The sequence below is a fragment of the Flavobacterium crocinum genome, assembly GCF_003122385.1.
Lineage (GTDB): Bacteria > Bacteroidota > Bacteroidia > Flavobacteriales > Flavobacteriaceae > Flavobacterium > Flavobacterium crocinum.
The window spans coordinates 4070798-4093054 of the sequence record NZ_CP029255.1; the positions used below are offsets into that span (position 1 = coordinate 4070798).

At 31.3% G+C, this 22257-nt stretch carries 26 protein-coding genes and 3 tRNA genes; 12 read left to right on the forward strand and 17 right to left on the reverse strand.

The features are described 5' to 3' along the window. The first annotated feature begins 159 nt into the window (after positions 1 to 159). Complete coding sequence (locus HYN56_RS18045; protein ID WP_109193445.1) at positions 160 to 1332, forward strand: proline dehydrogenase family protein; 1173 nt, start codon at positions 160 to 162, stop codon at positions 1330 to 1332. 262 nt (positions 1333 to 1594) lie between these two features. On the opposite strand, the gene HYN56_RS18050 is transcribed toward HYN56_RS18045, so the two are convergent. Next, positions 1595 to 3379 (reverse strand): ABC transporter ATP-binding protein, encoded by a 1785-nt coding sequence (locus HYN56_RS18050; protein WP_109193446.1) that lies wholly within the window; start codon positions 3377 to 3379, stop codon positions 1595 to 1597. Between the two features lie 267 nt (positions 3380 to 3646). Here HYN56_RS18050 and HYN56_RS18055 point away from each other — a divergent pair. From HYN56_RS18055 to HYN56_RS18065, 3 genes are all read left to right on the forward strand, one after another. Continuing rightward, a tRNA-Val gene (locus HYN56_RS18055) sits at positions 3647 to 3721 on the forward strand. An 86-nt stretch (positions 3722 to 3807) separates the two neighbouring features. After that, positions 3808 to 3882 (forward strand) — tRNA-Val (locus HYN56_RS18060). A gap of 67 nt (positions 3883 to 3949) precedes the next feature. Continuing rightward, positions 3950 to 4030, forward strand: a tRNA-Tyr gene (locus tag HYN56_RS18065). Positions 4031 to 4087: 57 nt separating this feature from the next. On the opposite strand, the gene HYN56_RS18070 is transcribed toward HYN56_RS18065, so the two are convergent. Next, positions 4088 to 4741 (reverse strand): hypothetical protein, encoded by a 654-nt coding sequence (locus HYN56_RS18070; protein ID WP_109193447.1) that lies wholly within the window; start codon positions 4739 to 4741, stop codon positions 4088 to 4090. Positions 4742 to 4808: 67 nt separating this feature from the next. Continuing rightward, positions 4809 to 5153, reverse strand: coding sequence for a VOC family protein (locus tag HYN56_RS18075; RefSeq protein WP_109193448.1), 345 nt, complete (start codon positions 5151 to 5153; stop codon positions 4809 to 4811). A gap of 205 nt (positions 5154 to 5358) precedes the next feature. On the opposite strand from HYN56_RS18075, the gene lepB reads away from it, so the two are divergent. After that, positions 5359 to 6966, forward strand: coding sequence for a signal peptidase I (gene lepB / locus HYN56_RS18080; protein WP_109193449.1), 1608 nt, complete (start codon positions 5359 to 5361; stop codon positions 6964 to 6966). A gap of 140 nt (positions 6967 to 7106) precedes the next feature. Here lepB and HYN56_RS18085 read toward each other — a convergent pair whose 3' ends face one another. Then, complete coding sequence (locus tag HYN56_RS18085; RefSeq protein ID WP_109193450.1) at positions 7107 to 7913, reverse strand: hypothetical protein; 807 nt, start codon at positions 7911 to 7913, stop codon at positions 7107 to 7109. 134 nt (positions 7914 to 8047) lie between these two features. Between HYN56_RS18085 and HYN56_RS18090 the strand changes: the two genes are divergently transcribed. Next, the gene (locus HYN56_RS18090) at positions 8048 to 8623 is read left to right on the forward strand and encodes an HD domain-containing protein (RefSeq protein ID WP_109193451.1); all 576 of its coding nucleotides are present in this window, start codon (positions 8048 to 8050) and stop codon (positions 8621 to 8623) included. 50 nt (positions 8624 to 8673) lie between these two features. Here HYN56_RS18090 and HYN56_RS18095 read toward each other — a convergent pair whose 3' ends face one another. The 4 genes from HYN56_RS18095 to HYN56_RS18110 all read right to left on the reverse strand — a co-directional run bounded on the left by HYN56_RS18095 (position 8674) and on the right by HYN56_RS18110 (position 11722). After that, complete coding sequence (locus HYN56_RS18095) at positions 8674 to 9180, reverse strand: endonuclease V (protein WP_109193452.1); 507 nt, start codon at positions 9178 to 9180, stop codon at positions 8674 to 8676. A gap of 90 nt (positions 9181 to 9270) precedes the next feature. Next, positions 9271 to 9792: a hypothetical protein gene (locus HYN56_RS18100; protein ID WP_109193453.1), complete on the reverse strand. Its 522-nt coding sequence runs from the start codon at positions 9790 to 9792 to the stop codon at positions 9271 to 9273. Positions 9793 to 9798: 6 nt separating this feature from the next. Further along, positions 9799 to 11169 carry a hypothetical protein gene (locus HYN56_RS18105; protein ID WP_109193454.1) on the reverse strand — a complete coding sequence of 457 codons (1371 nt, stop codon included), beginning with the start codon at positions 11167 to 11169 and terminating at the stop codon, positions 9799 to 9801. 22 nt (positions 11170 to 11191) lie between these two features. Continuing rightward, on the reverse strand, positions 11192 to 11722 hold the full coding sequence (locus HYN56_RS18110; protein WP_109193455.1) for a hypothetical protein: 531 nt from the start codon (positions 11720 to 11722) through the stop codon (positions 11192 to 11194). 140 nt (positions 11723 to 11862) lie between these two features. On the opposite strand from HYN56_RS18110, the gene HYN56_RS18115 reads away from it, so the two are divergent. The 4 genes from HYN56_RS18115 to map all read left to right on the forward strand — a co-directional run bounded on the left by HYN56_RS18115 (position 11863) and on the right by map (position 14799). Then, on the forward strand, positions 11863 to 12258 hold the full coding sequence (locus tag HYN56_RS18115) for a VOC family protein (protein ID WP_109193456.1): 396 nt from the start codon (positions 11863 to 11865) through the stop codon (positions 12256 to 12258). A gap of 52 nt (positions 12259 to 12310) precedes the next feature. Beyond that, positions 12311 to 12880 carry a Crp/Fnr family transcriptional regulator gene (locus tag HYN56_RS18120; RefSeq protein ID WP_109193457.1) on the forward strand — a complete coding sequence of 190 codons (570 nt, stop codon included), beginning with the start codon at positions 12311 to 12313 and terminating at the stop codon, positions 12878 to 12880. 80 nt (positions 12881 to 12960) lie between these two features. Next, positions 12961 to 13698 carry an SDR family NAD(P)-dependent oxidoreductase gene (locus HYN56_RS18125; RefSeq protein ID WP_109193458.1) on the forward strand — a complete coding sequence of 246 codons (738 nt, stop codon included), beginning with the start codon at positions 12961 to 12963 and terminating at the stop codon, positions 13696 to 13698. Between the two features lie 336 nt (positions 13699 to 14034). Then, on the forward strand, positions 14035 to 14799 hold the full coding sequence (gene map / locus HYN56_RS18130; protein ID WP_109193459.1) for a type I methionyl aminopeptidase: 765 nt from the start codon (positions 14035 to 14037) through the stop codon (positions 14797 to 14799). Positions 14800 to 14828: 29 nt separating this feature from the next. Here the strand turns inward: map and HYN56_RS18135 are convergent, their stop codons facing one another. Genes HYN56_RS18135 through HYN56_RS18145 form a run of 3 tightly spaced genes read right to left on the reverse strand, consistent with a single transcriptional unit; the run spans position 14829 to position 16362 of the window. Beyond that, positions 14829 to 15356, reverse strand: coding sequence for a GNAT family N-acetyltransferase (locus HYN56_RS18135; protein WP_109193460.1), 528 nt, complete (start codon positions 15354 to 15356; stop codon positions 14829 to 14831). A 12-nt stretch (positions 15357 to 15368) separates the two neighbouring features. After that, positions 15369 to 15896, reverse strand: a complete 528-nt coding sequence (locus tag HYN56_RS18140) for a serine O-acetyltransferase (RefSeq protein WP_109193461.1) — start codon at positions 15894 to 15896, stop codon at positions 15369 to 15371. A 55-nt stretch (positions 15897 to 15951) separates the two neighbouring features. Beyond that, positions 15952 to 16362, reverse strand: a complete 411-nt coding sequence (locus HYN56_RS18145; RefSeq protein WP_109193462.1) for a VOC family protein — start codon at positions 16360 to 16362, stop codon at positions 15952 to 15954. Between the two features lie 112 nt (positions 16363 to 16474). Between HYN56_RS18145 and HYN56_RS18150 the strand changes: the two genes are divergently transcribed. Together HYN56_RS18150 and HYN56_RS18155 are read left to right on the forward strand one after the other, a co-directional pair. Next, positions 16475 to 17221 carry an XAC2610-related protein gene (locus HYN56_RS18150; RefSeq protein ID WP_109193463.1) on the forward strand — a complete coding sequence of 249 codons (747 nt, stop codon included), beginning with the start codon at positions 16475 to 16477 and terminating at the stop codon, positions 17219 to 17221. 42 nt (positions 17222 to 17263) lie between these two features. After that, positions 17264 to 17614 carry a DUF2200 domain-containing protein gene (locus HYN56_RS18155; RefSeq protein WP_109193464.1) on the forward strand — a complete coding sequence of 117 codons (351 nt, stop codon included), beginning with the start codon at positions 17264 to 17266 and terminating at the stop codon, positions 17612 to 17614. Positions 17615 to 17657: 43 nt separating this feature from the next. Here HYN56_RS18155 and HYN56_RS18160 read toward each other — a convergent pair whose 3' ends face one another. The 6 genes from HYN56_RS18160 to HYN56_RS18185 form a co-directional block, all read right to left on the reverse strand. Continuing rightward, positions 17658 to 18215, reverse strand: a complete 558-nt coding sequence (locus HYN56_RS18160; protein ID WP_109193465.1) for a DUF4256 domain-containing protein — start codon at positions 18213 to 18215, stop codon at positions 17658 to 17660. 12 nt (positions 18216 to 18227) lie between these two features. Further along, positions 18228 to 18605, reverse strand: coding sequence for a DoxX family protein (locus HYN56_RS18165; protein WP_109193466.1), 378 nt, complete (start codon positions 18603 to 18605; stop codon positions 18228 to 18230). Positions 18606 to 18611: 6 nt separating this feature from the next. Then, entirely contained in the window at positions 18612 to 19079 is a 468-nt protein-coding gene (locus tag HYN56_RS18170) for an SRPBCC domain-containing protein (RefSeq protein WP_109193467.1), read from the reverse strand. Between the two features lie 3 nt (positions 19080 to 19082). Then, a complete protein-coding gene (locus tag HYN56_RS18175) occupies positions 19083 to 19400 on the reverse strand; it encodes an ArsR/SmtB family transcription factor (protein WP_109193468.1) in 318 nt (105 codons plus the stop codon). A gap of 130 nt (positions 19401 to 19530) precedes the next feature. Next, positions 19531 to 20901 (reverse strand): hypothetical protein, encoded by a 1371-nt coding sequence (locus HYN56_RS18180; protein ID WP_109193469.1) that lies wholly within the window; start codon positions 20899 to 20901, stop codon positions 19531 to 19533. Between the two features lie 118 nt (positions 20902 to 21019). Beyond that, positions 21020 to 22069: a linear amide C-N hydrolase gene (locus HYN56_RS18185; RefSeq protein WP_109194864.1), complete on the reverse strand. Its 1050-nt coding sequence runs from the start codon at positions 22067 to 22069 to the stop codon at positions 21020 to 21022. Between the last annotated feature and the right edge of the window lie 188 nt (positions 22070 to 22257).

Genomic DNA, 22257 nt, shown 5'->3' on the forward strand with positions numbered 1-22257 from the left:
TTATATATCTTAATTTATCTAGATTATAATTAAGCAGGTAAATATTTACTTTATAAATTGGTGTTTTCTGATAATCTTATTAAATATACTTAAAAAAATCGCCCTGTTTTATGAAGAATATTTAAAACACTCTCTATCTTTGCATAAAAACTAAACTTAATGGAAAAAATATTCGATAACACTCAGGTTGCATTCTCACTTAAAAGTGACACAGAACTTGATAGAGCTTATTTTCTTTTTAAAATGATTGACAGTGAACCCTTAGTACGAATTGGTACTGCTGTTACAAATTTTGCTATAAAGGCGCATCTTCCTGTTGAAGGATTAATTCGCGCTACTGTTTTTGATCACTTTTGTGGTGGAGTAAACGAAAACGACTGCTTGACTGTAGTTGATAAAATGTTTACTAAAGGAGTTTCATCTGTTTTGGATTATTCAGTTGAAGGAAAAGAAGAAGAGGAGCAGTTTGATGCAGCTCTGGCAATGACATTAAGAACTGTTGAGTTTGCAAAAGAACGTCTTGCTATTCCATTTGCGGTTTTTAAGCCAACCGGTTTAGGGCGTTTTGAATTATATGAAAAATTAGGAGAGAAACAAACTTTATCACCAGCAGAACAAGCAGAATGGGATAGAGTAGTAGCTCGTTTTGATAAAATCTGTAGTGAAGCTCACAAAAAAGATGTAGCGTTATTGATTGACGGTGAAGAAAGCTGGATGCAGGATGCTGCCGACGATTTAGTTACAGATATGATGCGTAAATACAACAAAGAAAAAGCAATTGTATTTAACACTTTACAGATGTACCGATGGGATCGTTTGGATTATCTAAAAGGTCTGCACGAAATCGCTAAAAATGAAGGTTTCTATATCGGAATGAAGCTGGTTCGTGGTGCTTATATGGAGAAAGAAAACAAAAGAGCGGAGGAAAAAGGATACGTTTCTCCAATCTGTGTTTCTAAGCAAGCTACAGACGATAATTATGATGCTGCTGTTCAATACATGGCAGATCATTTGGAGACGATGTCAATTTTTGCAGGAACCCACAACGAATTAAGTTCTTATAAATTAATGGAAATTTTAGCTCAAAAAGGCATTACTAAAAATGATAACCGAATCTGGTTTGGGCAATTATACGGAATGAGTGATAATATTAGCTACAACTTAGCAGAAAACGGTTATAATGTAGCAAAATATCTGCCATTCGGACCTGTAAAAGATGTTATGCCATACTTGATTCGTCGTGCTGAAGAAAATACTTCAGTTGCTGGACAAACAAGCCGCGAATTATCCATGATTAAAACAGAGCGTAAACGCCGAAAAGGAAAGGAGTAGTTTTTTAGTGTTCAGTTCTTAGTATTCAGTTTACAGTTTACAGTTTACAGTTTACAGTTTACAGTTTACAGTTTACAGTTTACAGTTTACAGTTTACAGTTTACAGTTTACAGTTTACAGTTTACAGTTTACAGTTTACAGTTTACAGTTTACAGTTTACAGTTTACAGTTTACAGTTTACAGTTTACAGTTTACATAAAAAAAAGCTTCAATTTTCATTGAAGCTTTTTTTTATGAATTTCTAAAATTGGGAATTTTCTTTTTAAGAATTACTAAATTGTAAGTTGCTTAAATTCTTGTAAATTCCGTTTTCGAGGTTTATTAATTCCTGATGTGTTCCTTCTTCAGAGATTTTTCCGTTATCTAAAACTAAAATCTTATCAGCATTTCTAATCGTTGAAAGTCTGTGTGCAATGATAATGCTTGTTCTTCCTTCCATTAATACCTCTAAAGCTTCCTGAACCAGTTTTTCGCTTTCACTGTCTAAAGAGGATGTTGCTTCGTCTAGAATCAAAATACTTGGGTTTTTCAGCAAAGCTCTCGCAATAGCAATACGCTGACGCTGTCCGCCTGAAAGTTTTACACCGCGTTCTCCAACTAAAGTTTCGAATTTCTCAGGGAAACCATCAACAAAATTGAAAGCGTTTGCTTGTTTAGCAGCTTGCATAATTTCTTCGTCGGTTGCATCTGGTTTTCCGTAAGCGATATTTTCCTTAATTGTTCCTCCAAACAAAATTACGTCCTGAGGAACAATGCTCATATTTCCTCTAAGGTTTTCTAAATCGTAATCGTAAATATTTTTTCCATCAACCGTGATTTCTCCTGAAATAATATCATAAAAGCGAAGCAAAAGCGAAGATATAGTCGATTTTCCAGCACCACTTGGGCCAACAATTGCAATTTTCTGACCGAATTCGGCTGTGAAATTAACATCTTTTAAAACCTGAACTTCCTGACGTGTTGGATAACTAAACGCGACATTTTTAAAAGTAACGTTTCCTTTAATTTTTTCTTGGGCGCCTTTATATTCCGGGTTGATTTTTTCCGGACTTTCGTCTAATAATTCAAAAACTCTTTCGGTTGCACCAATTGCTTTTTGAATCTGCGCATATAATTCGGCAATTCCTCCAAAAGAAGCTCCAACAAAGGTAGAGTAAAGTACAAATGAAATTAATTGCCCAACACTCATTTCGCCTCCAATACTTAAACGAACACCATACCAAACCACGGCAACAATAGCTCCGAACAAGCAGAAAATGATAAACGAAGCAAAATAACCACGGTATTTACCACCTTTGATAGCCAATTTTACCACATCGTGAATTTTTCCTTTATACCTCGCAATTTCGTACCATTCGTTTGCAAAAGCTTTTACAATGCTGATTCCCTGCATTGTTTCTTCCACGATTACCTGACTTTCGGCAACCTGATCTTGTACCTGTTTGGAATACTTTCTAATGAATCTTCCAAAAATTACGGCCGCAACAGCTACCAAAGGCACTACAGCAAGCATTAATAAAGTAAGTTTAAAACTTTCAGTAGCTAAAAGAATAACACCACCGATAATTAAAATAAACTGACGTAAAAACTCCGCTATTGTTGTTGTTAAAGTATCCTGAATTTGTGTTATATCAGCACTGATTCTACTGTTTAATTCACCAACTCTTTTTTGAGAGAAGAAAGTCATTGGTAATTTTACCAAATTCGTATACAAAGCCAAACGTAAATTTGCCAGTGTATTTTCGGTAAAGTTTACGAATAATGATAATCGAAAGAATGAGAAAAAAGACTGTAAAAACAGAATTACAATTAAACCTAAAGCAATTGTATTTGCCTGGTCGTTATTTTTATTTTTCACACAATCTACAAGCATTCCCATTAACTTAGGAAAGGCGAGGGCAGTAGCGCCTGTTAAAAGCAGAAAAATCAAACCAATGAAGAATTTCCATTTATGATGTCCTGCGTATGTAAAAATTGTTTTTGCTTTATTAAGGGAAGTAGCCGTTATTTTTGATTTTGGTAAATCATTTTCTTTAAATCGTGCCATTAGAAATACTATTTTTTAGGTATGCAAATGTATGACTAAGTCGAATTACTACAAAGGAATATTAAGAATTAGAAGACTCATTTTGGCTTTTTAACGAAATTATAAGAAAATAGTAAAATTTGTTTCTTTTTTAAGAGTTTGAAAAATAGGTTTGTAAAGAAAAAAGTAAAAAAAAGTTTCAGTTATTTTTAAAATATGCTTGCAAATACAAAATCTAGCTGTATATTTGCACTCGCAATCACGAAATGATAGCAACCTAGTAAAATAGGGCGATTAGCTCAGCTGGTTCAGAGCACCTCGTTTACACCGAGGGGGTCGGGGGTTCGAACCCCTCATCGCCCACAAGTTTTTATTGAAATATTAGCAAATATAAAATCTAAAAGTATATTTGCATTGGATATCAGAAATGATAACAACCTAGTAAAATAGGGCGATTAGCTCAGCTGGTTCAGAGCACCTCGTTTACACCGAGGGGGTCGGGGGTTCGAACCCCTCATCGCCCACAAAAGACTCCTTAAGAAATTAAGGATTTTTTTTTGACTTTTTAAAGTCTTAATTTTTATACATTTTGGGGAGATACTCAAGCGGCCAACGAGGGCAGACTGTAAATCTGCTGTGTGAACTTCGCAGGTTCGAATCCTGCTCTCCCCACAAAAAAACAAAACCTGTGAATTTTATGATTTACAGGTTTTTTACTTTTTAGTTAGTTTATTTTTTTTCTATACTTCCGCATTTAATTTCTTTATCCCGAATTTTATAAAAAAGATTTTTTCCTTTTAAAGTAAATTCTGTTCGCAAGATACCATATTGTGTTCCTTCCATCAAACGAAGCGTTACAACATAAAATCCAGTAGATTCTTTCGGCTTAATACTTCTTTTTAATGAAGACGGTTTATCTATATTCTTATCAAAAAAAGACTCTAAATTTGTTAACCCATAATTAAACAAAGGTATTTTATCCAGCGTCATTGTATCAGAAGGAATCAATATTTTATAGTACTTTACAGGTAAAGTTGGAATCTCATATGAGTTTAAAGGAAAATCAATTTTAAAATCAACAGCATCAGGTGTTTTATTGCTTATTCGCGTCCAAAACACAGCATAAATATATTCTTTGCCGTTAGGAGCCTTATATCTCATTCCTCCTTTCGGAAAGCTATTTTGTATTATTAGACTTTTGCTTTCAGAATAAATATACTCATACTTAGTGTAAATGCTTTTATTTTTATTGGTTGAATTTTTTGTACTTTTTACAGAATCCAAAGTTTCTACATTAACAGTATGGAGCCCAGATTTAATGTCTTTTTTACAAGAGAAAAAAGTTATTATTACTAAAACCAGAAGTATTTTTATTGTTTTCATTTTTTAGTTAGGCAGGAAAATGAGTTGATTTATATTTGAGATAATATATCCATTTTTAAAGGCAAATTTACTTTTTATAAAGCTCAACTTTTCGTCCATCAGGATCTGAAACAATAGTCAAAAAGCCAAAGTCAGTTTGTAAAGGTTCTGAAAACATTATGTTGTTATCATTCAATAATTTCAATGTTGCTTCAAAATTATCAATTGCAAAACCTAATCTCGTATTTATCTCTGGTTCGGTTTGATTTTTTGCTAAGGGATAAATTTCCAAAACTAAACTTCCAATTTCTGCCGAATAATGCATAGGGGAGTTCCCGTGTTTATGATAATCAAATTTTAAACCCAGCAAACTGTAAAAGTCAGCAAGACGTTTTTGGTCATTTGTTCGTATTACTAAAAGTCTAATTTCCATTTTTTTTGTAGCGTTTTAAATTTATTTAAAATTTGATTGGCTTTAAATCTTCTCTAATCCCTGATTTTAAACCTGTATAAAAGATACATTGTTTTTTATGCGAGCTTACACTTTATTCATTATGTAACAAATTATTTAAAAAGCTACATATCCTAAATCAATATAATTATAATACAAAAGTACTAACAAATAAAACTTCAGGAATATGAATTTAATACAGTGGCTCTTCTTTATTCTTATTGCACAAATTATCCATGGATTATGCACCTGGAATCTTTATCTAAAAGCAGATAGAAAACCAATAGAGTCATTTATACCAATTTATAATTTAGTAGTATTGATGAAAATTATAAAACGTCCTCGTTGGTGGGTTTTCTTGCTTTTCATTCCCATTATTAACCTGTTAATTATTCCTGTAGTTTGGATCGAGGTTATTAGAAGTTTTGGAAAAAACACTACAAAGGATACTATAATTGTTTTGCTTACATTAGGGTTTTATATTGCTTATTTAAACTATACTTCCAAAAATTGTGTCTATATCGAGAATAGGGATTTAAAACCAAAATCAAAGACAGAAGACACAATTGGCTCTCTATTATTTGCTGTTATTGTTGCGACATTAGTTCATACTTACGTTATACAACCATTTACAATTCCGTCTTCATCTTTAGAGAAAACATTATACACAGGAGACTTTTTATTTGTAAGCAAACTGAATTTTGGAGCCAGAACTCCTATAACAACAATTGCAGTTCCTATGGTTCATGATTCGATTCCTTTATCCGGTCTTAAATCATATGTGTTTAATGATGATTTTTCTAAAAAAGAAACATCGTTTCTAAATAAATTTCAATTACCCTATTTCAGACTTCCGGCAATAGAAAATATAAAGCGTAATGATATTGTGGTTTTTAATCAGCCTGCAGATACTTTAAGTAATATGGATGATTTTCATCCGGATAGAAATTATTACAAGCCAATTGATAAAAAAACGAATTTAGTAAAACGATGTGTCGGTATACCGGGAGATTCATTGGAAATACGTGAAGGATATATTTATATTAATGGTAAAATATCACAATTGCCTAAAAGTGCAAAAGCTCAGTATAATTTTTTGATTGACACTAAAGGACAAGCGATTAGTCAGGATGACCTTGTAAGCAAATATGGTGCAAGAGACGGTTTAAAATATCAAAATGGATATTTTGCAATTACCAATACAGGAGAGTATTTTTTGACATTAACAGATGATGAAGCTAAGTTAATAGCTAAAAATCCTATTGTAAAAGGAGTTAAAAAATATCTGACGCCAAAAGGTGAGGATGGTGGCGTTTTTCCACATATTACGTCTTTAGGCTGGAATGTAGATAATTTCGGACCTATTTATATTCCTAAAAAGGGAAAAACTGTAAAACTTACTATTGAAACATTACCTTTCTATAAACGAATTATAGAAGAATATGAGCACAATACGCTTAAAGTTCAAGGCAAGAAAATTATAATAAACAGAAAATTTGCTAATTCTTATACTTTTAAACAGGATTATTACTGGATGATGGGAGATAATCGTCAGAATTCCCTAGATGCAAGATTTTGGGGATTTGTTCCTTTTGATCACGTAATTGGTAAACCGGTTTTTATTTGGTTTAGCTGGGATAAAAACGGAAAAGGTATCAATAAAGTGAGATGGAATCGTGTTTTTTCTTTTGTAAATGGAAATGGTGAACCTAAATCCTATTTAATACACTTTTTGGGATTAATCCTTATTGGCATGATGATAAACAAAGTGATTAAAAACAGGAAAAAAGTATAAAACATTTAATTTAAAACAAAAACTCCTTAATCCTATAGGGAGTTTTTATGTTTTAAATGCTTGTAGACTATATCCGTTAATTTTGAATAATATACTAAAATATTCGATATCCTAAAATCTTGTTTAGTTTTCAAAAACATTTATGTCCATTGAAAGAACTGATAGACTTCATCATTTTTCTTGTCCCAAAAAAGAAAAATTTCTGCAGAGCCATTTGTAAAATCACTTTCAGAGACACTTCCTATAAAAGTTAAATCAAGATCTTTCAAAATATCTTCCGACTTTTGAAGCCAATTAGGCTCTTCTAATAAGTTATTGATGAGATCATTATCTGATTTTCCTTCATCATTAAACTCAGCAATTACTTCTTCTTTGGTTGTGGTTCGCCCAATAAATAGCTCTGAATAAGAAAAATCAGAATTAATTTTATTAAAAAGCTCGTATTTTTTCTTTGTATACAAGTATTGCATTATTCTTTCATAATAATATGCAGCATCAGGTTTATCAAAATCATTTAGTTGATTTATTATTTTTGCAAGACCTTTAGTAAAAACTCCGTTTTCATCTGAAAATTCCCGAAAACTTTTAGGTTTTAAATAATACTCTAGATTTTCTTGAAAATGATTTTCAATTAAATCATAGGCATTGGGAAGTAAATGAACAAAAGGAAAGTTGGGTTTTCCTAAATAAGAGTATTTATTGCCTTCCAGTTTAAATTTAATACATCTAATATCTTTTCTAAATTCATTAAAAAAGTCATCTTCGTAAGTTCCGGTATCCCAAATTAAAATGAAATGAAATTGTCTGTTTTCGAATTCTGAATGCTTCTCAAACTGAATAGTGGCAAGAGGCAAAAAGATAAATTTTTCTCTTTTGTTGATTATATTTAATGTTTTGTCAAAATCTGGAAATGCAATTATTTCGATTTGTTTATTTATCTTATGCATTCGTTTATTGATTTGGGATTTTTTAAGCTAATATAATAATCATTCTGATAATTTAAAATTTAGATGATAATTGAATTCTTGTAAATCTCCGCAAAAAGCCATAAATTACAATCAAATAAATTATTTATTACGATATGCAACAACAAAAAGACTGGTCAATAGACGAAATTCAGAATACCTGGCAATTGGTTTCAAAACTTCATGACGGACAAAAATATGGTGGAAGTAATGCAGGAGAAAGAGTAGAATACATTAATCATATCGGAAGTGTTGTTTTTGAAGTTTTAAACGCCACTCGTTTAACCGAAAATATGAATGCTGATTTGGCTGTGAAATGTGCTATGCTTCACGATACTATAGAAGATACTGCATTGAATTATGAAAGAGTAAATGATTTATTTGGCAGTGAAGTAGCTTCAGGAGTTTTAGCCTTAACCAAAAATGATGAAATAAAGGATTCTCTGGAAAAAATGCGCGATAGTTTAAGTAGAATAAAACAACAACCAATTGAGGTTTGGGCAGTTAAAATGGCCGACAGAATATGTAATTTATATGAACCTCCTTATTATTGGAATGACGAAAAGAAGCTAAAATATATCGAAGAAGCAGAAGTGATCCACAAAGAGCTGAAAGACGGTAATAAATATTTGGCTGAAAGATTAAAAAATAAAATCCAGGAATACTATCGTTTTTTAAGCACTTCTAACTAAAAACTTTATATTATAAAAAACTCTAAATCTGAATGCATTTGGAGTTTTTTTTATAAATTTTCCTTTGTCAGTCGATCCAGTTCTTTCAATAAAGTTGGCATTCTAAATTCACCATGCATACTTTCAACTTTTTTAAAAGCTTCCTCAAGATCGATTCCGATAGAAGTAAGGTATAACGGTTTCTTGCTATCTCCTCTAAACAGAGCTTTTTTATTTTTTTCTATAGACGCAAAATTTGTTTTTGCAACGCCAATAATTGGAATTTCTTTATTTAGTTTTTCATACAAATAAGCGCCTAAACCGTATTTCAGCTCATCATCTAAATAAACAAAACCATCTACGATAATAGTTTCTACAATTGACAAATCAATTTGATTTAGTAAACTTAAAATACAGGGCAATTCTCTTTTGTAAAACTCACCAGGAATATATTCTTCAACATTATCAATTATTTCTGAGTGAATTTTAAAGTTTTTATTTTCATTCCATTCTGAAAATTCCAGACAAACCGTTTTTGCTTTTTGGTCAAAATAATAGGTATCAAAAGCTAAGATCATATTTTTTAAAAGGCTTATTTACAAAATAGCGAAGATATATTACTTAGAATTAACTTTCCTAAGTTCTGCCAACATTTCATTTAGAAAATTCTATTGTTCTTGATTGTCTTTAAAATACCGTTGGTAGAGTACGCTGCAGTCATTAACATCGGCTATATTTTCTTTATTAAAAGACCAGTCATCTTCGTTTTTAATTGTGATTCCTAAATCATTGCTACAGCTTTGCCAAAGTTCAGAAAACTTCGTCTTTTTATCGGCGCTCAATTTACTGAAATCTGCGTAGACAGAATAACCACGCATCTCTGAATTAAAAAACTTGTAAATTTCATAAACAGGAACTCCGCCCCAGTTTATGGTTTGTCCTTCCGGTAATTTTATTGTAGTCAGTCTTTGCTCACTCATTTTATGATCTTGTTTTCCTGACACAAAAAAGTGCTCGTCATAGGTAAGCGTTGTGCCTTTTGGAACCCTTATTTTTTTAACTATCATTGGTTCTGTTGTAATAAAATAAGGATAATCCGGAGAAGAATTTCCTCCGGTAGGATTCATGTTTCCAACGCATCCAGTCAGAATTAACGCGACTAATGAAGAAAAAGGTTTAAAAATTTTCATATAATACTATTTTATCAACTTGAAAAGCGAATCAACTGTCGAGTCTTTTTGATTAATAATGATCAATTGACTTTTATCACTCAGTAAAGTTTTATTTGCAAATTCCTTGTTTGTATTTACTTTCCACTCTTTTAATTCGGGAAAATCATTTTTCAAAAGCTTGAATTTTTCCGAATTTTCTTTTGATATAATTACAATTTTTGTCAAAGGAGTATTCTTCATTTTGTTTATACTGTTTTCTGTAATTTCCGAATCAAATTCTGTTCTGGAACGATAACGAAACAGCTGATTTATTTTTCTTAAATCGCCTTCATTTTCAGAAATAACATATCTGTAAGTCATTATATTATCTAACTCATTGATCCAATCCGGGAAGTTTTCTTCGTAAAGTTTAATATAAGTATCAATAAAGTTTTTATCCATTGATTTTTTCTGATCGATATATTCTTTAACTAACGGATAAATTTGCTTTGCCATCAGATTGATATATTTTCTATTGTACCAATCTCCGGGATCTGGTTTGCCATCCAATTTTTCGTATACATAGCCATTTCCCAATGCAGTAGCTAAAACTTCATTCATAAGCTGATAGGCGTAATTACTGCATTTTGATTTGTTTTCTTTAAAATAATTGTCAATTTCTGTTTTTACTTCAAATGATTGTTCGTCGTATACAATATGATAAGTTTCGTGCATCATAACACTGAATAAATCTTTATTAGAATTTAAATCAGTTTGTATGGCACTAATAAAATTGTTGCAAAAAGCCTGAGCTGTAAAACCTTTAGAATTTGGTAAAGGATAAAATGCCGCCACAAACGGAATCGCATTATCCCAACTTGAATTATAAAACAAAAGTCCCGTTTCAAAAAAGTCAGTTATATTATTATCCTTTGAATATTTTATGATATCTTCTAATTGCTTTTCAAATTTCCCTTTATTTGGATTGTAAATCAATTCGTTGTAAACATCCGTAAATTCTTCAATACATAAAGACAAATCAGTTAAAGTCTGATTGGGAATAAGACCGGAAGTGCGAAGTTTAAAATCAGTAAGATTATTGGTTTCAATCAGATTTTTTTTCAGGAGATCATTGGTCTGCATATTCTTTTTTGATCCATACGGATATTCATCAAACCGGAAACTATAGTCTACTATCAGTTTATCAAACTTGGAGATTAAGCTTTTGTATTTCTCAGAGTTGTATTTAGATTTTTGAAATTCTGTCTTAAAAACGTTTTCAGGATAATGTTCAGAAAGATTTTCTATAAAAAGATAAACCGCTAACTGTTCAGAATATTTAATAGTAAAAGTTGTTTTTTGTGCGAATGTTAATGATGTTAAAAATAATAAAGCAACTAAAAATGCATTCTTCATATCAGTGTAAAGGTTTTACTGTTTAATTTTTCCCGTTGTATGGCGCAGTCATTTTTTCATTTTTAATATATCGATCAGAAACAGTATCGGTATCAATACCTTTCATTTGGTCTTTTACTTCACGCAACCAACCTTTTTTATCAGGAACATAATAATCGATTAATCTGCCGCCGTGATAGGGATCATAATAATCAACAGTTATAATGAGAGTGTCATATTTTATTTTATAAGAACCTTCTCTTGCAATTTTACCTTTTATAGTAGCATACTTTTGAGCTGTTCTTCCAATTGCGCTCGATTTAGTATTTTTAAATGCAAAATCATATAAAATTAAGGTGTCTTGCGAAGTTTGTTCAGACATGAGCTCTTTTTCATATTTTAAATAAACATCGTATACATTTCCTTTAATTTTTATTGTTTCTATTCGCTTTTCCAGTTTTGGAACGCTTGTGGAAACAGTAGGTTTTATGATGTTTTTAGTACTCTTTTTTTGCTGTGAATGAACTACCGTCAAACTCAAAAACAAGACTAATACCATGAATTCATTTTTCATATTTAAATTCCATTTTTTTATTCAGGCTTATTATTTAACAGAATTCTTCTCAGGCTAATATAAGAAATATCTTTAAAACCCAACTAAAAACTAAATTGCTTAACTTTAACAGACTATCTAATCATATAAAACTAAAAGAGATGAAAACGAAAATGATATGGGCAAATTTGGCCGTAAAGGACATACAAAAAACAATTCAGTTTTATTCCGGTTTAGGATTCAGACAAAACGGGCAAGAAACAGATGAACTGGTAAGTTTTTCTTTTGCTGAGAATAACTTTATAATCAATTTCTTTATTGCCAAAAGACTTGAAAATGCCTTAAAAGGAAAATTGACCAATACTTTAAATGAAAATGAAATTATATTTTCTTTATCTGCCGAAAGTAGGGAAGAAGTTGAACAATGGGTTGAAATAGTTCAAAAAGCAGGCGGAAAAATAATCTCTGAACCTGAAAACTATGAAAAAGGCTATACTTTTACATTTGCGGATCCAGATGGACATAAATTCAATTTTTTGTATTGGCCGGGAATGTGATTTTTTGCCATATGACAAATTTCTATCCAAAACTTATCCCTAACTTTCGTACATGAAAGAATTAGTAGCATACATACTGCAATTTGGCAGTTTAAATCAGCAACAAATTGATTTAATTTTAAGCAAAGCCCAGGAAAGAGAAATTAAAAAAGAAAGTTATTTTTCTGAGGCCGGAAAAGTTTCCGTTGAAGTTGGGTTTATCGTGGAAGGAATTATGAGGGTCTGTTATTACAACAACAAAGGCGAAGAAATCACCAAATATTTTATTGACGAAAACAATCTGGTTGTTGATTTAGAAAGTTTTGAAAACAGTATCTGTTCTTCGGCTTATGTTGAAGCCGTTACCGATTGCAAAATGATTGTTTTTTCTAAAAAAGACTGGGAAGAACTTCTCAATACAATTATTGGATGGGATAAAATCGTTCATAAAATCATCAATAAAGCTTTGATCCTGAAAGTATCCAGAAGAAGTCCATTGGTTTCTGAGGACGCTACAACACGCTATTTATCTTTTATGGAAATGTTTCCTAATGTGATCAATCGAGTTCCACTTTCTTATTTGGCTTCTTATCTTGGGATCACACAATCTTCTTTAAGCCGCATTCGAAAAAATATCCGTTAAAGTTGCTTTTTGCCATTTGGCAAATGTTTTTGTTTTTAATCGATGCAACTTTGTAATCAATAATTTAAAAAAATAAAAAGATGGATTCAGTATTAATTACAGGAGCAAATAGAAGTATAGGTTTAGAAATAGCAAAACAGCTTTCAGAAAAGGGATTATTCGTTTATTTGGGAAGCCGTAACCTTCAAAAAGGGGAGGAAGTTGTAAGTGAACTAACTCAAAATGGATTTAAAAACATAAAAGCCATTCAAATTGATGTCACAAATCAGGAAAGTGTTTTAGAAGCCAAAAATATTGTAGAAAAAGAGCAGGGAAAACTGGATATTCTAATTAATAATGCCGGAATTTTAGGAAATATGCCGCAAGATTCTTCGACAACATCGGTTGAAAATATTCAGAATGTGTTTGACACTAACTTTTTTGGCGTAATAAGAGTTACTCAGACATTTCTTGAACTGCTTAAAAAATCTAAAAATCCAAGAATAAGCAATATTACATCCGGCTTGGGTTCATTAGCATTACACAGTGATCCAACCTGGGAATATTATCCGTTTAAAGCCGTTTCTTATGTTTCATCCAAAACGGCCTTAAATGCCTTTACTGTGACTTTAGCTTATGAATTAAAAGAATTAGGTTTTAAAGTAAACGCTATTGATCCAGGTTATACAGCAACAGATTTTAATCATTTCAATGGACCGGGAAGTGTAGAAAGCGCTTCAGGTTTTATCATTAAACATACCCTAACGGATGAAAATGGTCCAACTGGAAAATTCTTCAGTAATGATATTAAAGATGAAAGCGAAGAAAGTCCGTGGTAAAATAGAATTTTAGCAGAAACAAAACTCCAAAGTCACTCGATTTTGGAGTTTTTATTTTTAAAATCTATCGTTTTAGATTAAATTATGATGAATAAAAATACTTTGGGTATAGTTTTTTAAGCACGTAGAAACATAGTTTCAACAACCGCTTAAAGGCATTTCATTTGCATTAATACACATAGCAAAAATTACGTGTTAGAAACTAGTTTCTTTTTGTTTTCTTTTTAAGATAAGTAAATAACTATGTTTATATGTGTTTAAAAATAACAAAAGACAAAGAGTAATAAAATTTAAAGCCGTAAATTAGTAGCCTGAAAAATTTCAAAAACAAAAAGCATGTCTATTACAACAGAAGCAGAATTAGCCGGAATGAAAAAAGCTAGCGAGGCAGTTGCATTCACTTTAAAAGAAATGAGAAAGTTTGCCAGGGCCGGTATGTCAACCAAAGAATTAGACGACTATGGCGGACAAATATTAAAAAGTTTCGGGGCTAAATCTGCACCTTATGAAACGTATGGTTTTCCGGGATGGACTTGTATTAGCGTTGGGAACGAATTCTGTCACGGAATTCCATCAGATAAAAGAATTTTACAAGAAGGAGACTTAATCAATATTGACGTTTCTGCTGAATTAGACGGTTTTTGGTCAGATAATGGCGGATCATTTGTGATTGGAGAAGATATAAACGAACATCAAAAATTGATTGAAGCGTCTAAACAAATTCTTCATAAAGCAATTCATAATATAAAAGGTGGTGTCCGTATTTCTGATATTGGTTTTATAATTGAAAACGAAGCAAAGAAAAAAGGCTATAAAGTCATTAAAAACCTAACCGGACATGGAGTAGGGAGAAGTCTTCATGAAGCGCCACACGAAATAGCCAATTACAGAGATCGTTTTAATGTGACAAGATTTAAAAAGAATTCAGTTGTAGCCATTGAAACTTTTATTTCGACAACTTCTACTTATGCCGAAACATTGAACGATGGCTGGACAATGATTGGAAATAAAGGTGGTTTTATGGCTCAGCACGAACATACTATTGTCGTGACGGAAGGCAAACCGATTATTTTAACTGAAATGAATGAAATTTGGAATTAGACATTCCATGTAAACTATAAAAAACTCCATTACAAATAATGGAGTTTTTTTGTATTTGCCTTTTCAATTTGATATATCAAACCCTTTTGTCCGTCAAAATCGAATTCTTTTTTATAGGTAAGACCAAGTTTTTCTAAAACTTTTATAGAAGCCATATTTTCGGTTCTGACTTTTCCTACTACAAACTCTAGTTTTAATTTTTCAAATCCATATTGCAGACATGCTTTTGCACTTTCAGTAGCGTAGCCTTTGTTCCAGTATTGCTCAAAGAATCTAAAACCTATATCTGTTTCATCTCTTTCTTTGGTATATTTTAATCCGCACCAGCCAAGAAAATCTTTTGTTGTTTTATCAATAACAGCCCAACGTCCATAACCATTTAGCTTATAATCATTATAATTTTCCAGAAAAAACCTAGCATCCTTAATACTGTCAAATTTTCTGTCTCCGGTATATCTAATCACATTCGGATTCAAATTTAATTCATAAAAAAATCCGGAATCTTCAATAGTCAATTCTCTCAATATAAGACGATTTGTTTGTAGAATTTCCTTCATTTTAAACTCAGATTACTTATCGAATTGTTTATTAAAGTTTGTTACTAATTTTTTATTTGCTTCAATTATTTTCTGAGGAGCAATCATGTTCTTATTAAATATAAAATCATAATTCTCATCCTTCGGTTTAAATTGATTCACTCCATAAGCCACACTATTTGCCGGAATGCTTTTGGTTATAATGGATCCGGCACCAATCACCGAATTCTCTCCAATTACTATTGGTCCTAAAATTTTGGCACCATCAGCAATAATAACATTCCTGGCAATAATTGGATTTCCGACATTTTCCCATTCATGAGTAATTTTATTGTACTTCAAATTAGCACCAATAGAAACATTTTGAAAGATCACTACATTTTCACAGATTTTAGAAGCCACAATTGTACAACCTCGTCCATGATGCGCAAACAAAACACTTCTGTCCATTTCGGCACAATTTATTTCACAGCAATAAAGCTTTTCTAATAAATTACCGGCAATTTCTCGTAAAAGACCGCTTTTTGAATGACAATTTATTTTAACTAATGTATTAAACATATTCTTTTTTAAGCATCAGGTATTTTATTCATAATTAACACTTTACAATTTAGTATTAAATTGGTTCCCAAAGTTCAATTTTATTGCCTTCAGTGTCCATAATATGAACAAACTTTCCATAATCATAAGTTTCTATATCATCGAGAATAGTCACTCCGTTTGCTTTCAGTTTTTCCAAAAGACCTTCAATATTCTGAACTCGATAATTCACCATAAATTCCTTTTTCGAAGGCGAAAAGTATTCATCGCCTTTTTTAAAAGGACACCATTGTGTTGATTCAATTTCTTCCGGATTATCCATATTTCTGGATTCAAAACTTGCAGAGCCCCAATCGTTGATTTCCAGTCCTAAATTTTTAGCATACCAGTCTTTAGATTCTTTCGGATTATCCATAAAAAAGAAAATTCCGCCAAGTCCAGTCACTTTTGGTTCATTAGACTTATCTTTATTTAGTAATTTTTCCATAATAAACTTTTAGAATTGAAATAACTAAGGTAAATTATTTTTCTATACCATCCATTTTATATTCTGTTGTCCATTTAAATAATTTTATAATTTTAAGCTCAAATAAAACTAAATGAGAAATATTCTATTGTTGATAATTTTTGTTTTAGTAGCTAATTGTACTAATAAATCAATTGAGAATAATAAAACTTCTACGAAAGTAATTACTGATTCAAAAGAGGTAAAAAATCCGATAAAGCCTAAAGCAAATGAAATAAAAGAGAATTATACAGAAACAGAAATTTTTACAGACAGCACTAAAATTGCTGAAAAGGGAAAGTACAAAATTGAAATTACACAGACTACAATTGATACCAGTACAACTGTTTCTTTCAAACTCTTTCTAAAGCAAAACAGCAAATGGAAAAATATTCAAAACTATTCTTTAAGAAAAGAAAGCGATGTTCCGTTGATTACAGAAATTGAAGACTTCAATAACGACGGATTCAATGATTTTACAATTCATTATTCAACAGCTGCAAGAGGTGCCAATGATATCAGAAAATTGTTTATTTTTTCAAATAAAGAACATAAATTTATAGAAATAAAAAATTCGGATTTGTATCCTAATCTTCAATATAATAAAAAGCTGAATTGTATTGATGCTTTAAGTGTGTACGCAGGTTCAAGTACAACATTTTTAAAACTCAAAAAAGATCATTTAATTGAATTTGCACGTGTAGATATTATGGATGGAAAAATTGAAATTTATTTGATTGATAAAAATAAAGAAACAAAGCTTCGGTCTGAAACTTATTCGGGCTCAAATGATGAAATGATTAGATTCGTCAATTATAATCCTCTTGAAGAATATAATTAAATAGCTATACAAGAAACTGGTTTTTAACTAAATAAAATCAAAATGAAAAACGACAGAGTATTCAAAATAATATTCGCCAGTGTTTATCCAATGTATATTCAGAAAGCTGAAAAGAAGGGGAGAACCAAAGAAGAAGTAGATACTGTAATTTTATGGTTAACAGGTTATAATGAAGCACAATTTAAAGAACAAATTGAAAAGAAAGCAGATCTGCAGACTTTCTTTGATGAAGCTCCAAAATTAAATCCAAATGCCTCAAAAATTACAGGAGTTATCTGCGGTTATCGTGTGGAGGAAATTGAAGACCCGCTAATGCAGAAGATTCGCTATATGGATAAATTAATAGATGAATTAGCGAAAGGAAAGAAAATGGAAAAGATTCTAAGGGAATAGATAAAACCTCCAAATTTTATGTTTTTGGAGGCTTTACATAATTTTAAACCCTCAGTAAACCACGAAATCCTCTCGCAGCGTAATAAGATTCGGCGCCATTATGATAAACAAAAACGGTATTATATCTAAAATCAGAAAAAATAGCACCTCCCAGTTTTCTTATTTCAGGAGGAGTTAAAATCCAGCTTGATGTTTTCGTGTCAAATTTTCCTAATTTTTGAAGTTGTTTATATTGCTCTTCGTTTAGAATTTCAATTCCCATTTCTTCAGCCATATTTATAGCACTGTTTACGGGTTTGTGTTCTTTTCTTTTCTCTAATGCTTCATGATCATAACAAACACTTCTGCGGCCTTTTGGACTTTCTGGAGAACAATCTGCAAAAAGATATTCTTTTGTTTTTTCGTCACAACCAATAACATCAGGTTCTCCCTCAGTTCTTTCCATTTCATCTAAAGACCATAATTTTTCAGGATTGGCTTTTAATTTGGCTTCTATAGTTTTCCAATCTAAATCTTTATGTCTGTTTATATTTTTCTCAAAACGTTTTTCGAGCGTAGTCAAAATTTCTTCCTGTTCGTTGGCAGTTAATTCTTTTTTCATGACATTCAAATTTTAGTTTGTAAAACATTTTCTATTTGCAGGTCTGTAATACCACGAAATAATCGTTAAAGCAATTAGTAATACCGGCCCAAAAAGTTCCTTTGCACTATCACCAACTGCCAAGTGAGAAACTACAGCCCCTGACATCACAAAGAAAAAACCGGCATAAGCCCATTCTTTTAGTAAACCAAATCTCGGAATTAATATTGCAATCACACCTAAAAGTTTCCATACGCCCAAAAGAGTTAAAAAGTACAGCGGATAACCTAAATGGTTCATCATTTCTGTTTCTTCTTTTATCTGCATTAACTGTACAATTCCTGTTGATACCATTCCTAAAGCCAGCCAAAGCGTGGCAATCCAATAAATAATTTTGTTTCGTTTACTCATGATTTTTTATTTTAATTTAGTTACAATTTCTTCTAGACGGTTATGAGCCATATTTAAACCTTGTGCAAATGGCAGTTTCAATTGATTGGTTCTGTGCTCAATCGATTTGTAAATAATCTGCATGGTAAGCTTACTGGTTTCATTAGTTAGTTTCTCGAATTCTAAAAACTCCAATTGTGGTGCAAAATTGATGTTATCCATTTCAAAAGTGCGTACGATTCTCTCATTTGGAACAAAATCATGAATAACACCATTTGCCTTAAAAACAACATTTCCGTTGGGATCACTCGTTTCAAACTCCCAGGCACCATATTTTTTACTTTCTAATTTAATCACTTTAGTTCCCATCCATTGTGCCACAATTTCAGGTTCTTCATAAGCTTTGAAAAGCAATTCAACAGGAAGATCAAATTCTCTGGTAATAGTGAGATCATGCCTGTTATCTTCGGCATTAATTTTTGTTTTCTTTTCCATGGTTTATTTTTTATAGTTTTTCATAATAGATTCCAGTTTGTTGAAACGATCATCCCACATTTGTCTGAACGGTTCAATGAAGTTGTCAATTTCTTTCATTTTTTGAGGATTTAAATGATAATAGATTTCTCTTCCATTTTGTGTCTGGTGTAATAATTCACATTCATTTAAAATCTGAATATGTTTTGAAATCGTCTGTCTTGACGAATTAAAGTTCTCAGCAATTGCACCAGGTGTCATTGCTTGTACGGCAACCAGACTCAATATAGCTCTTCGGGTCGGGTCGGCTATTGCCTGAAATACATCTCTTCTAATTTCCATTGCGCAGTTATTTGACTGCAAATATAACGAAGTCATTTGACTGCGCAATATTTTTTAGTATTAATTTTAAAAAACAAAACCTTCAAATGGTTAGTTTGAAGGTTTTTATGGAGGATATAATAAACTTTAATTAAAGCTTAATTGTATAAGTCTCATTTGAATATTTACTTTCAGAATAGTTACTTGTTTTCCATCGCAGCATATCCTTAAGATATTCTAACATTGGATTTTCTAAAGATCTTGTGTCGTAGATCTGAGTATAATCTCCTATTTCCCAATCTCTTTGTGCAACTTCCTTAATTTTTGGAAACTTATCTAAAATTCCTGCAGGAATAGTAAAAGGTCTTATACTTAAAGTTCCTACACTTTCTGAGCTGTCAAAATTTAGATAATAGCTAATACTATTACCAGCATATCTATACTTAAAGAACGAAACGGAAGTTTTTAAAAGCTTTTTATCAGAAAAAATTGTTCCGTGTTTAAATGAAAATTTATCACCATTTTTAGTGATGCTTTGCCCGGTAAGTTCTTTTATATTTATTGATAATGGTATTTCCTCTTTATTACTTTTAATGATATTGCTTGTTTTTCCTGTTTTTGCTGAGTAAATTAATGTCCAGTAATCAATAGGCATTTCCTCATTACTACTCACATACCATATACTATTTCCCGTAACAATATCATTAAAAGATCTAATAATATCTCTTCTGTCGGTTTGTTTATTATAAGTATATAAAAACATGTTATTATAAGTATCATTATTGTTGTTTACCTGTACAGATTTGATTTCAGCTATTTTAAAATCACTTTTATTTAATGTAATTACATCACTGCTTGTATAGTTTTCCGTAAGCGTTTTCAAATCTAAATATTTAATATAAGCCTTATTTGTAACACGATCAATAAGGAGAAGCTCTGCACCGTATTCTTTTTCTTCAGGATCATTTCCTTTAGCAAAACTTATATCTGCATAAGTATATCCATTTTCAACTTTAGCCCATTTTAATGGGATGAAAGTAGCATATCCGCTTCGGCTCAGATAAGCTGTGCTCATAAATCCAAACTCATCAGTACCATTTCCTTCTCTTTTACCAAAATCTTCTACTTTAAATTTAAAAGTTTTATTGTCCGTTTCCTGATATTGGTTACTAACTATCGAATTGGTAAAAGTTTGTCCTACATTAATATTTTTGATATGTTGAACAGTTAAGCCATTAACAACTTCAAAATACAAGATATCTATTTTGTCACCATTATATTTTCCTTTTAGATCCCATTTAGTAGAATCTCCTAAACTACCATAATTTAGTAATTCACCTTCCGGAGTATAAGCTGCGAGATATCCTTTAATACTTCCTTTATAGGAATTCCCAAAATTTACAGAAAACATTACGTTTGTCTGTTGTTCGACAGTTGGAGAATCTGCCTCATCATTTTGGCAGCTGAAAAGGAATAGCAGAAAAAAAGTACTTAATAATACTTTAGTGAAGAAATGTTTCATAATTTGGGAATTGTTTTAGGATTAAGTACTCAAATATAGTAATTTTGTATTATTTTGATTACAAAAGCTAAATATTTGTTATAAAAAAGTAATTTTTAATAGTTTTAAAAATATTTAATCAATCCAGTCCCGCAAATTGAAACGGCTTTGCTTCTTTAAAATTAATCAATGATTCACCTGAATAATTCTCATTATTAGCTAAACTTAGTTTTTTAATTTTTCCCTTTTCACTAAAATCAATTTTACTGAATTCCACCCAAATTACATTTGGATTCAATACATTATCAAAATAATAAACCAGATTTTTTTGATCTGCAACGGTTCTCCAACGGGTAGAAGAAATGTTAGGTTCTGTTGGAGAAGCAATTCCAAGTGGCACAGAACAATTTCTGATTACCCCAAATACACTTGCCAAAGCACTTCTTGTATTATCTGTTTTTGGAATCGCATCTATATAATAGGAAGCTCTTACAAAACGATCTGCCGCTCTGTTTGTACCTGGAAGCATTACGGTTCCCGGAATACTTTTCCAATACGTATTGATGGCTAACTGATCATTAAAAATAGGGGAATTGGTCATTGTCACATATTTTCTATCGTGATGAATCACCAGTTTTTCGTTTATATATTCAAAAATAGCATTGTCACCCGAAGCGTCAGAAACTGATAAATGTACGGTCGCAAAGATGTTTGTACCCGGAATATGAGAGGAAGCTACAACAAACTCTTCTTTTTCTAAAGCAGCAACAACCTCAGAGACAGTCGAAAAATTATCTAAGACATATTGGAGCCATAATGAAACCGCTAAACCTTTTACTTTTCCATTCTTTTCAAATTTTGGATATTGAGATTCTACCAGCCATAAAAGATTGCCTACAAGTCCTTTTTCGTTCATTCCGTCAGAAGAAGCAATATCCCACGAACTAGTAATAACACTTCCGTATTTTGATTTCCATTTAACCGAGCTTGTTCCAACTTCACCTGCTCGTTCAATACCACGCGGAAAAATCCAGAGATTGGCAGGGATTTCACTGCGCCAGTCCATTGATCTGGCTGTAATTATGGTACCGTTTAAACCTTCATAAACAACTCTTGTACAAGGGAAAACAGTTTCACTAATTAAAGTAAAAGCAAGTAAAAGCGAGAAAAATTTTTTTCGTGATTTCATGGTATTTTGCATTTTAATTAAACGTTGATCAGTATATAAGGTAGAGGAATAAAAATTTGTAAATAAAATCTTCCTATGCAATTTACATAATTTCTATAATAATTTAACTATCAGTCTAATATCTATCGAAATAAAATTACTTCAGTTAAAAAAGAAGTAACTTAATTTGCAACGAAATCAAAAGATTA

Bases quoted from the DNA above. Each gene is read 5' to 3' on its own strand.
- HYN56_RS18045 (WP_109193445.1), top strand. From the start codon at position 160: ATGGAAAAAATATTCGATAACACTCAGGTTGCATTCTCACTTAAAAGT.
- HYN56_RS18050 (WP_109193446.1), bottom strand. From the start codon at position 3,379: ATGGCACGATTTAAAGAAAATGATTTACCAAAATCAAAAATAACGGCT.
- HYN56_RS18070 (WP_109193447.1), bottom strand. From the start codon at position 4,741: ATGAAAACAATAAAAATACTTCTGGTTTTAGTAATAATAACTTTTTTC.
- HYN56_RS18075 (WP_109193448.1), bottom strand. From the start codon at position 5,153: ATGGAAATTAGACTTTTAGTAATACGAACAAATGACCAAAAACGTCTT.
- lepB (WP_109193449.1), top strand. From the start codon at position 5,359: ATGAATTTAATACAGTGGCTCTTCTTTATTCTTATTGCACAAATTATC.
- HYN56_RS18085 (WP_109193450.1), bottom strand. From the start codon at position 7,913: ATGCATAAGATAAATAAACAAATCGAAATAATTGCATTTCCAGATTTT.
- HYN56_RS18090 (WP_109193451.1), top strand. From the start codon at position 8,048: ATGCAACAACAAAAAGACTGGTCAATAGACGAAATTCAGAATACCTGG.
- HYN56_RS18095 (WP_109193452.1), bottom strand. From the start codon at position 9,180: ATGATCTTAGCTTTTGATACCTATTATTTTGACCAAAAAGCAAAAACG.
- HYN56_RS18100 (WP_109193453.1), bottom strand. From the start codon at position 9,792: ATGAAAATTTTTAAACCTTTTTCTTCATTAGTCGCGTTAATTCTGACT.
- HYN56_RS18105 (WP_109193454.1), bottom strand. From the start codon at position 11,169: ATGAAGAATGCATTTTTAGTTGCTTTATTATTTTTAACATCATTAACA.
- HYN56_RS18110 (WP_109193455.1), bottom strand. From the start codon at position 11,722: ATGAAAAATGAATTCATGGTATTAGTCTTGTTTTTGAGTTTGACGGTA.
- HYN56_RS18115 (WP_109193456.1), top strand. From the start codon at position 11,863: ATGAAAACGAAAATGATATGGGCAAATTTGGCCGTAAAGGACATACAA.
- HYN56_RS18120 (WP_109193457.1), top strand. From the start codon at position 12,311: ATGAAAGAATTAGTAGCATACATACTGCAATTTGGCAGTTTAAATCAG.
- HYN56_RS18125 (WP_109193458.1), top strand. From the start codon at position 12,961: ATGGATTCAGTATTAATTACAGGAGCAAATAGAAGTATAGGTTTAGAA.
- map (WP_109193459.1), top strand. From the start codon at position 14,035: ATGTCTATTACAACAGAAGCAGAATTAGCCGGAATGAAAAAAGCTAGC.
- HYN56_RS18135 (WP_109193460.1), bottom strand. From the start codon at position 15,356: ATGAAGGAAATTCTACAAACAAATCGTCTTATATTGAGAGAATTGACT.
- HYN56_RS18140 (WP_109193461.1), bottom strand. From the start codon at position 15,896: ATGTTTAATACATTAGTTAAAATAAATTGTCATTCAAAAAGCGGTCTT.
- HYN56_RS18145 (WP_109193462.1), bottom strand. From the start codon at position 16,362: ATGGAAAAATTACTAAATAAAGATAAGTCTAATGAACCAAAAGTGACT.
- HYN56_RS18150 (WP_109193463.1), top strand. From the start codon at position 16,475: ATGAGAAATATTCTATTGTTGATAATTTTTGTTTTAGTAGCTAATTGT.
- HYN56_RS18155 (WP_109193464.1), top strand. From the start codon at position 17,264: ATGAAAAACGACAGAGTATTCAAAATAATATTCGCCAGTGTTTATCCA.
- HYN56_RS18160 (WP_109193465.1), bottom strand. From the start codon at position 18,215: ATGAAAAAAGAATTAACTGCCAACGAACAGGAAGAAATTTTGACTACG.
- HYN56_RS18165 (WP_109193466.1), bottom strand. From the start codon at position 18,605: ATGAGTAAACGAAACAAAATTATTTATTGGATTGCCACGCTTTGGCTG.
- HYN56_RS18170 (WP_109193467.1), bottom strand. From the start codon at position 19,079: ATGGAAAAGAAAACAAAAATTAATGCCGAAGATAACAGGCATGATCTC.
- HYN56_RS18175 (WP_109193468.1), bottom strand. From the start codon at position 19,400: ATGGAAATTAGAAGAGATGTATTTCAGGCAATAGCCGACCCGACCCGA.
- HYN56_RS18180 (WP_109193469.1), bottom strand. From the start codon at position 20,901: ATGAAACATTTCTTCACTAAAGTATTATTAAGTACTTTTTTTCTGCTA.
- HYN56_RS18185 (WP_109194864.1), bottom strand. From the start codon at position 22,069: ATGAAATCACGAAAAAAATTTTTCTCGCTTTTACTTGCTTTTACTTTA.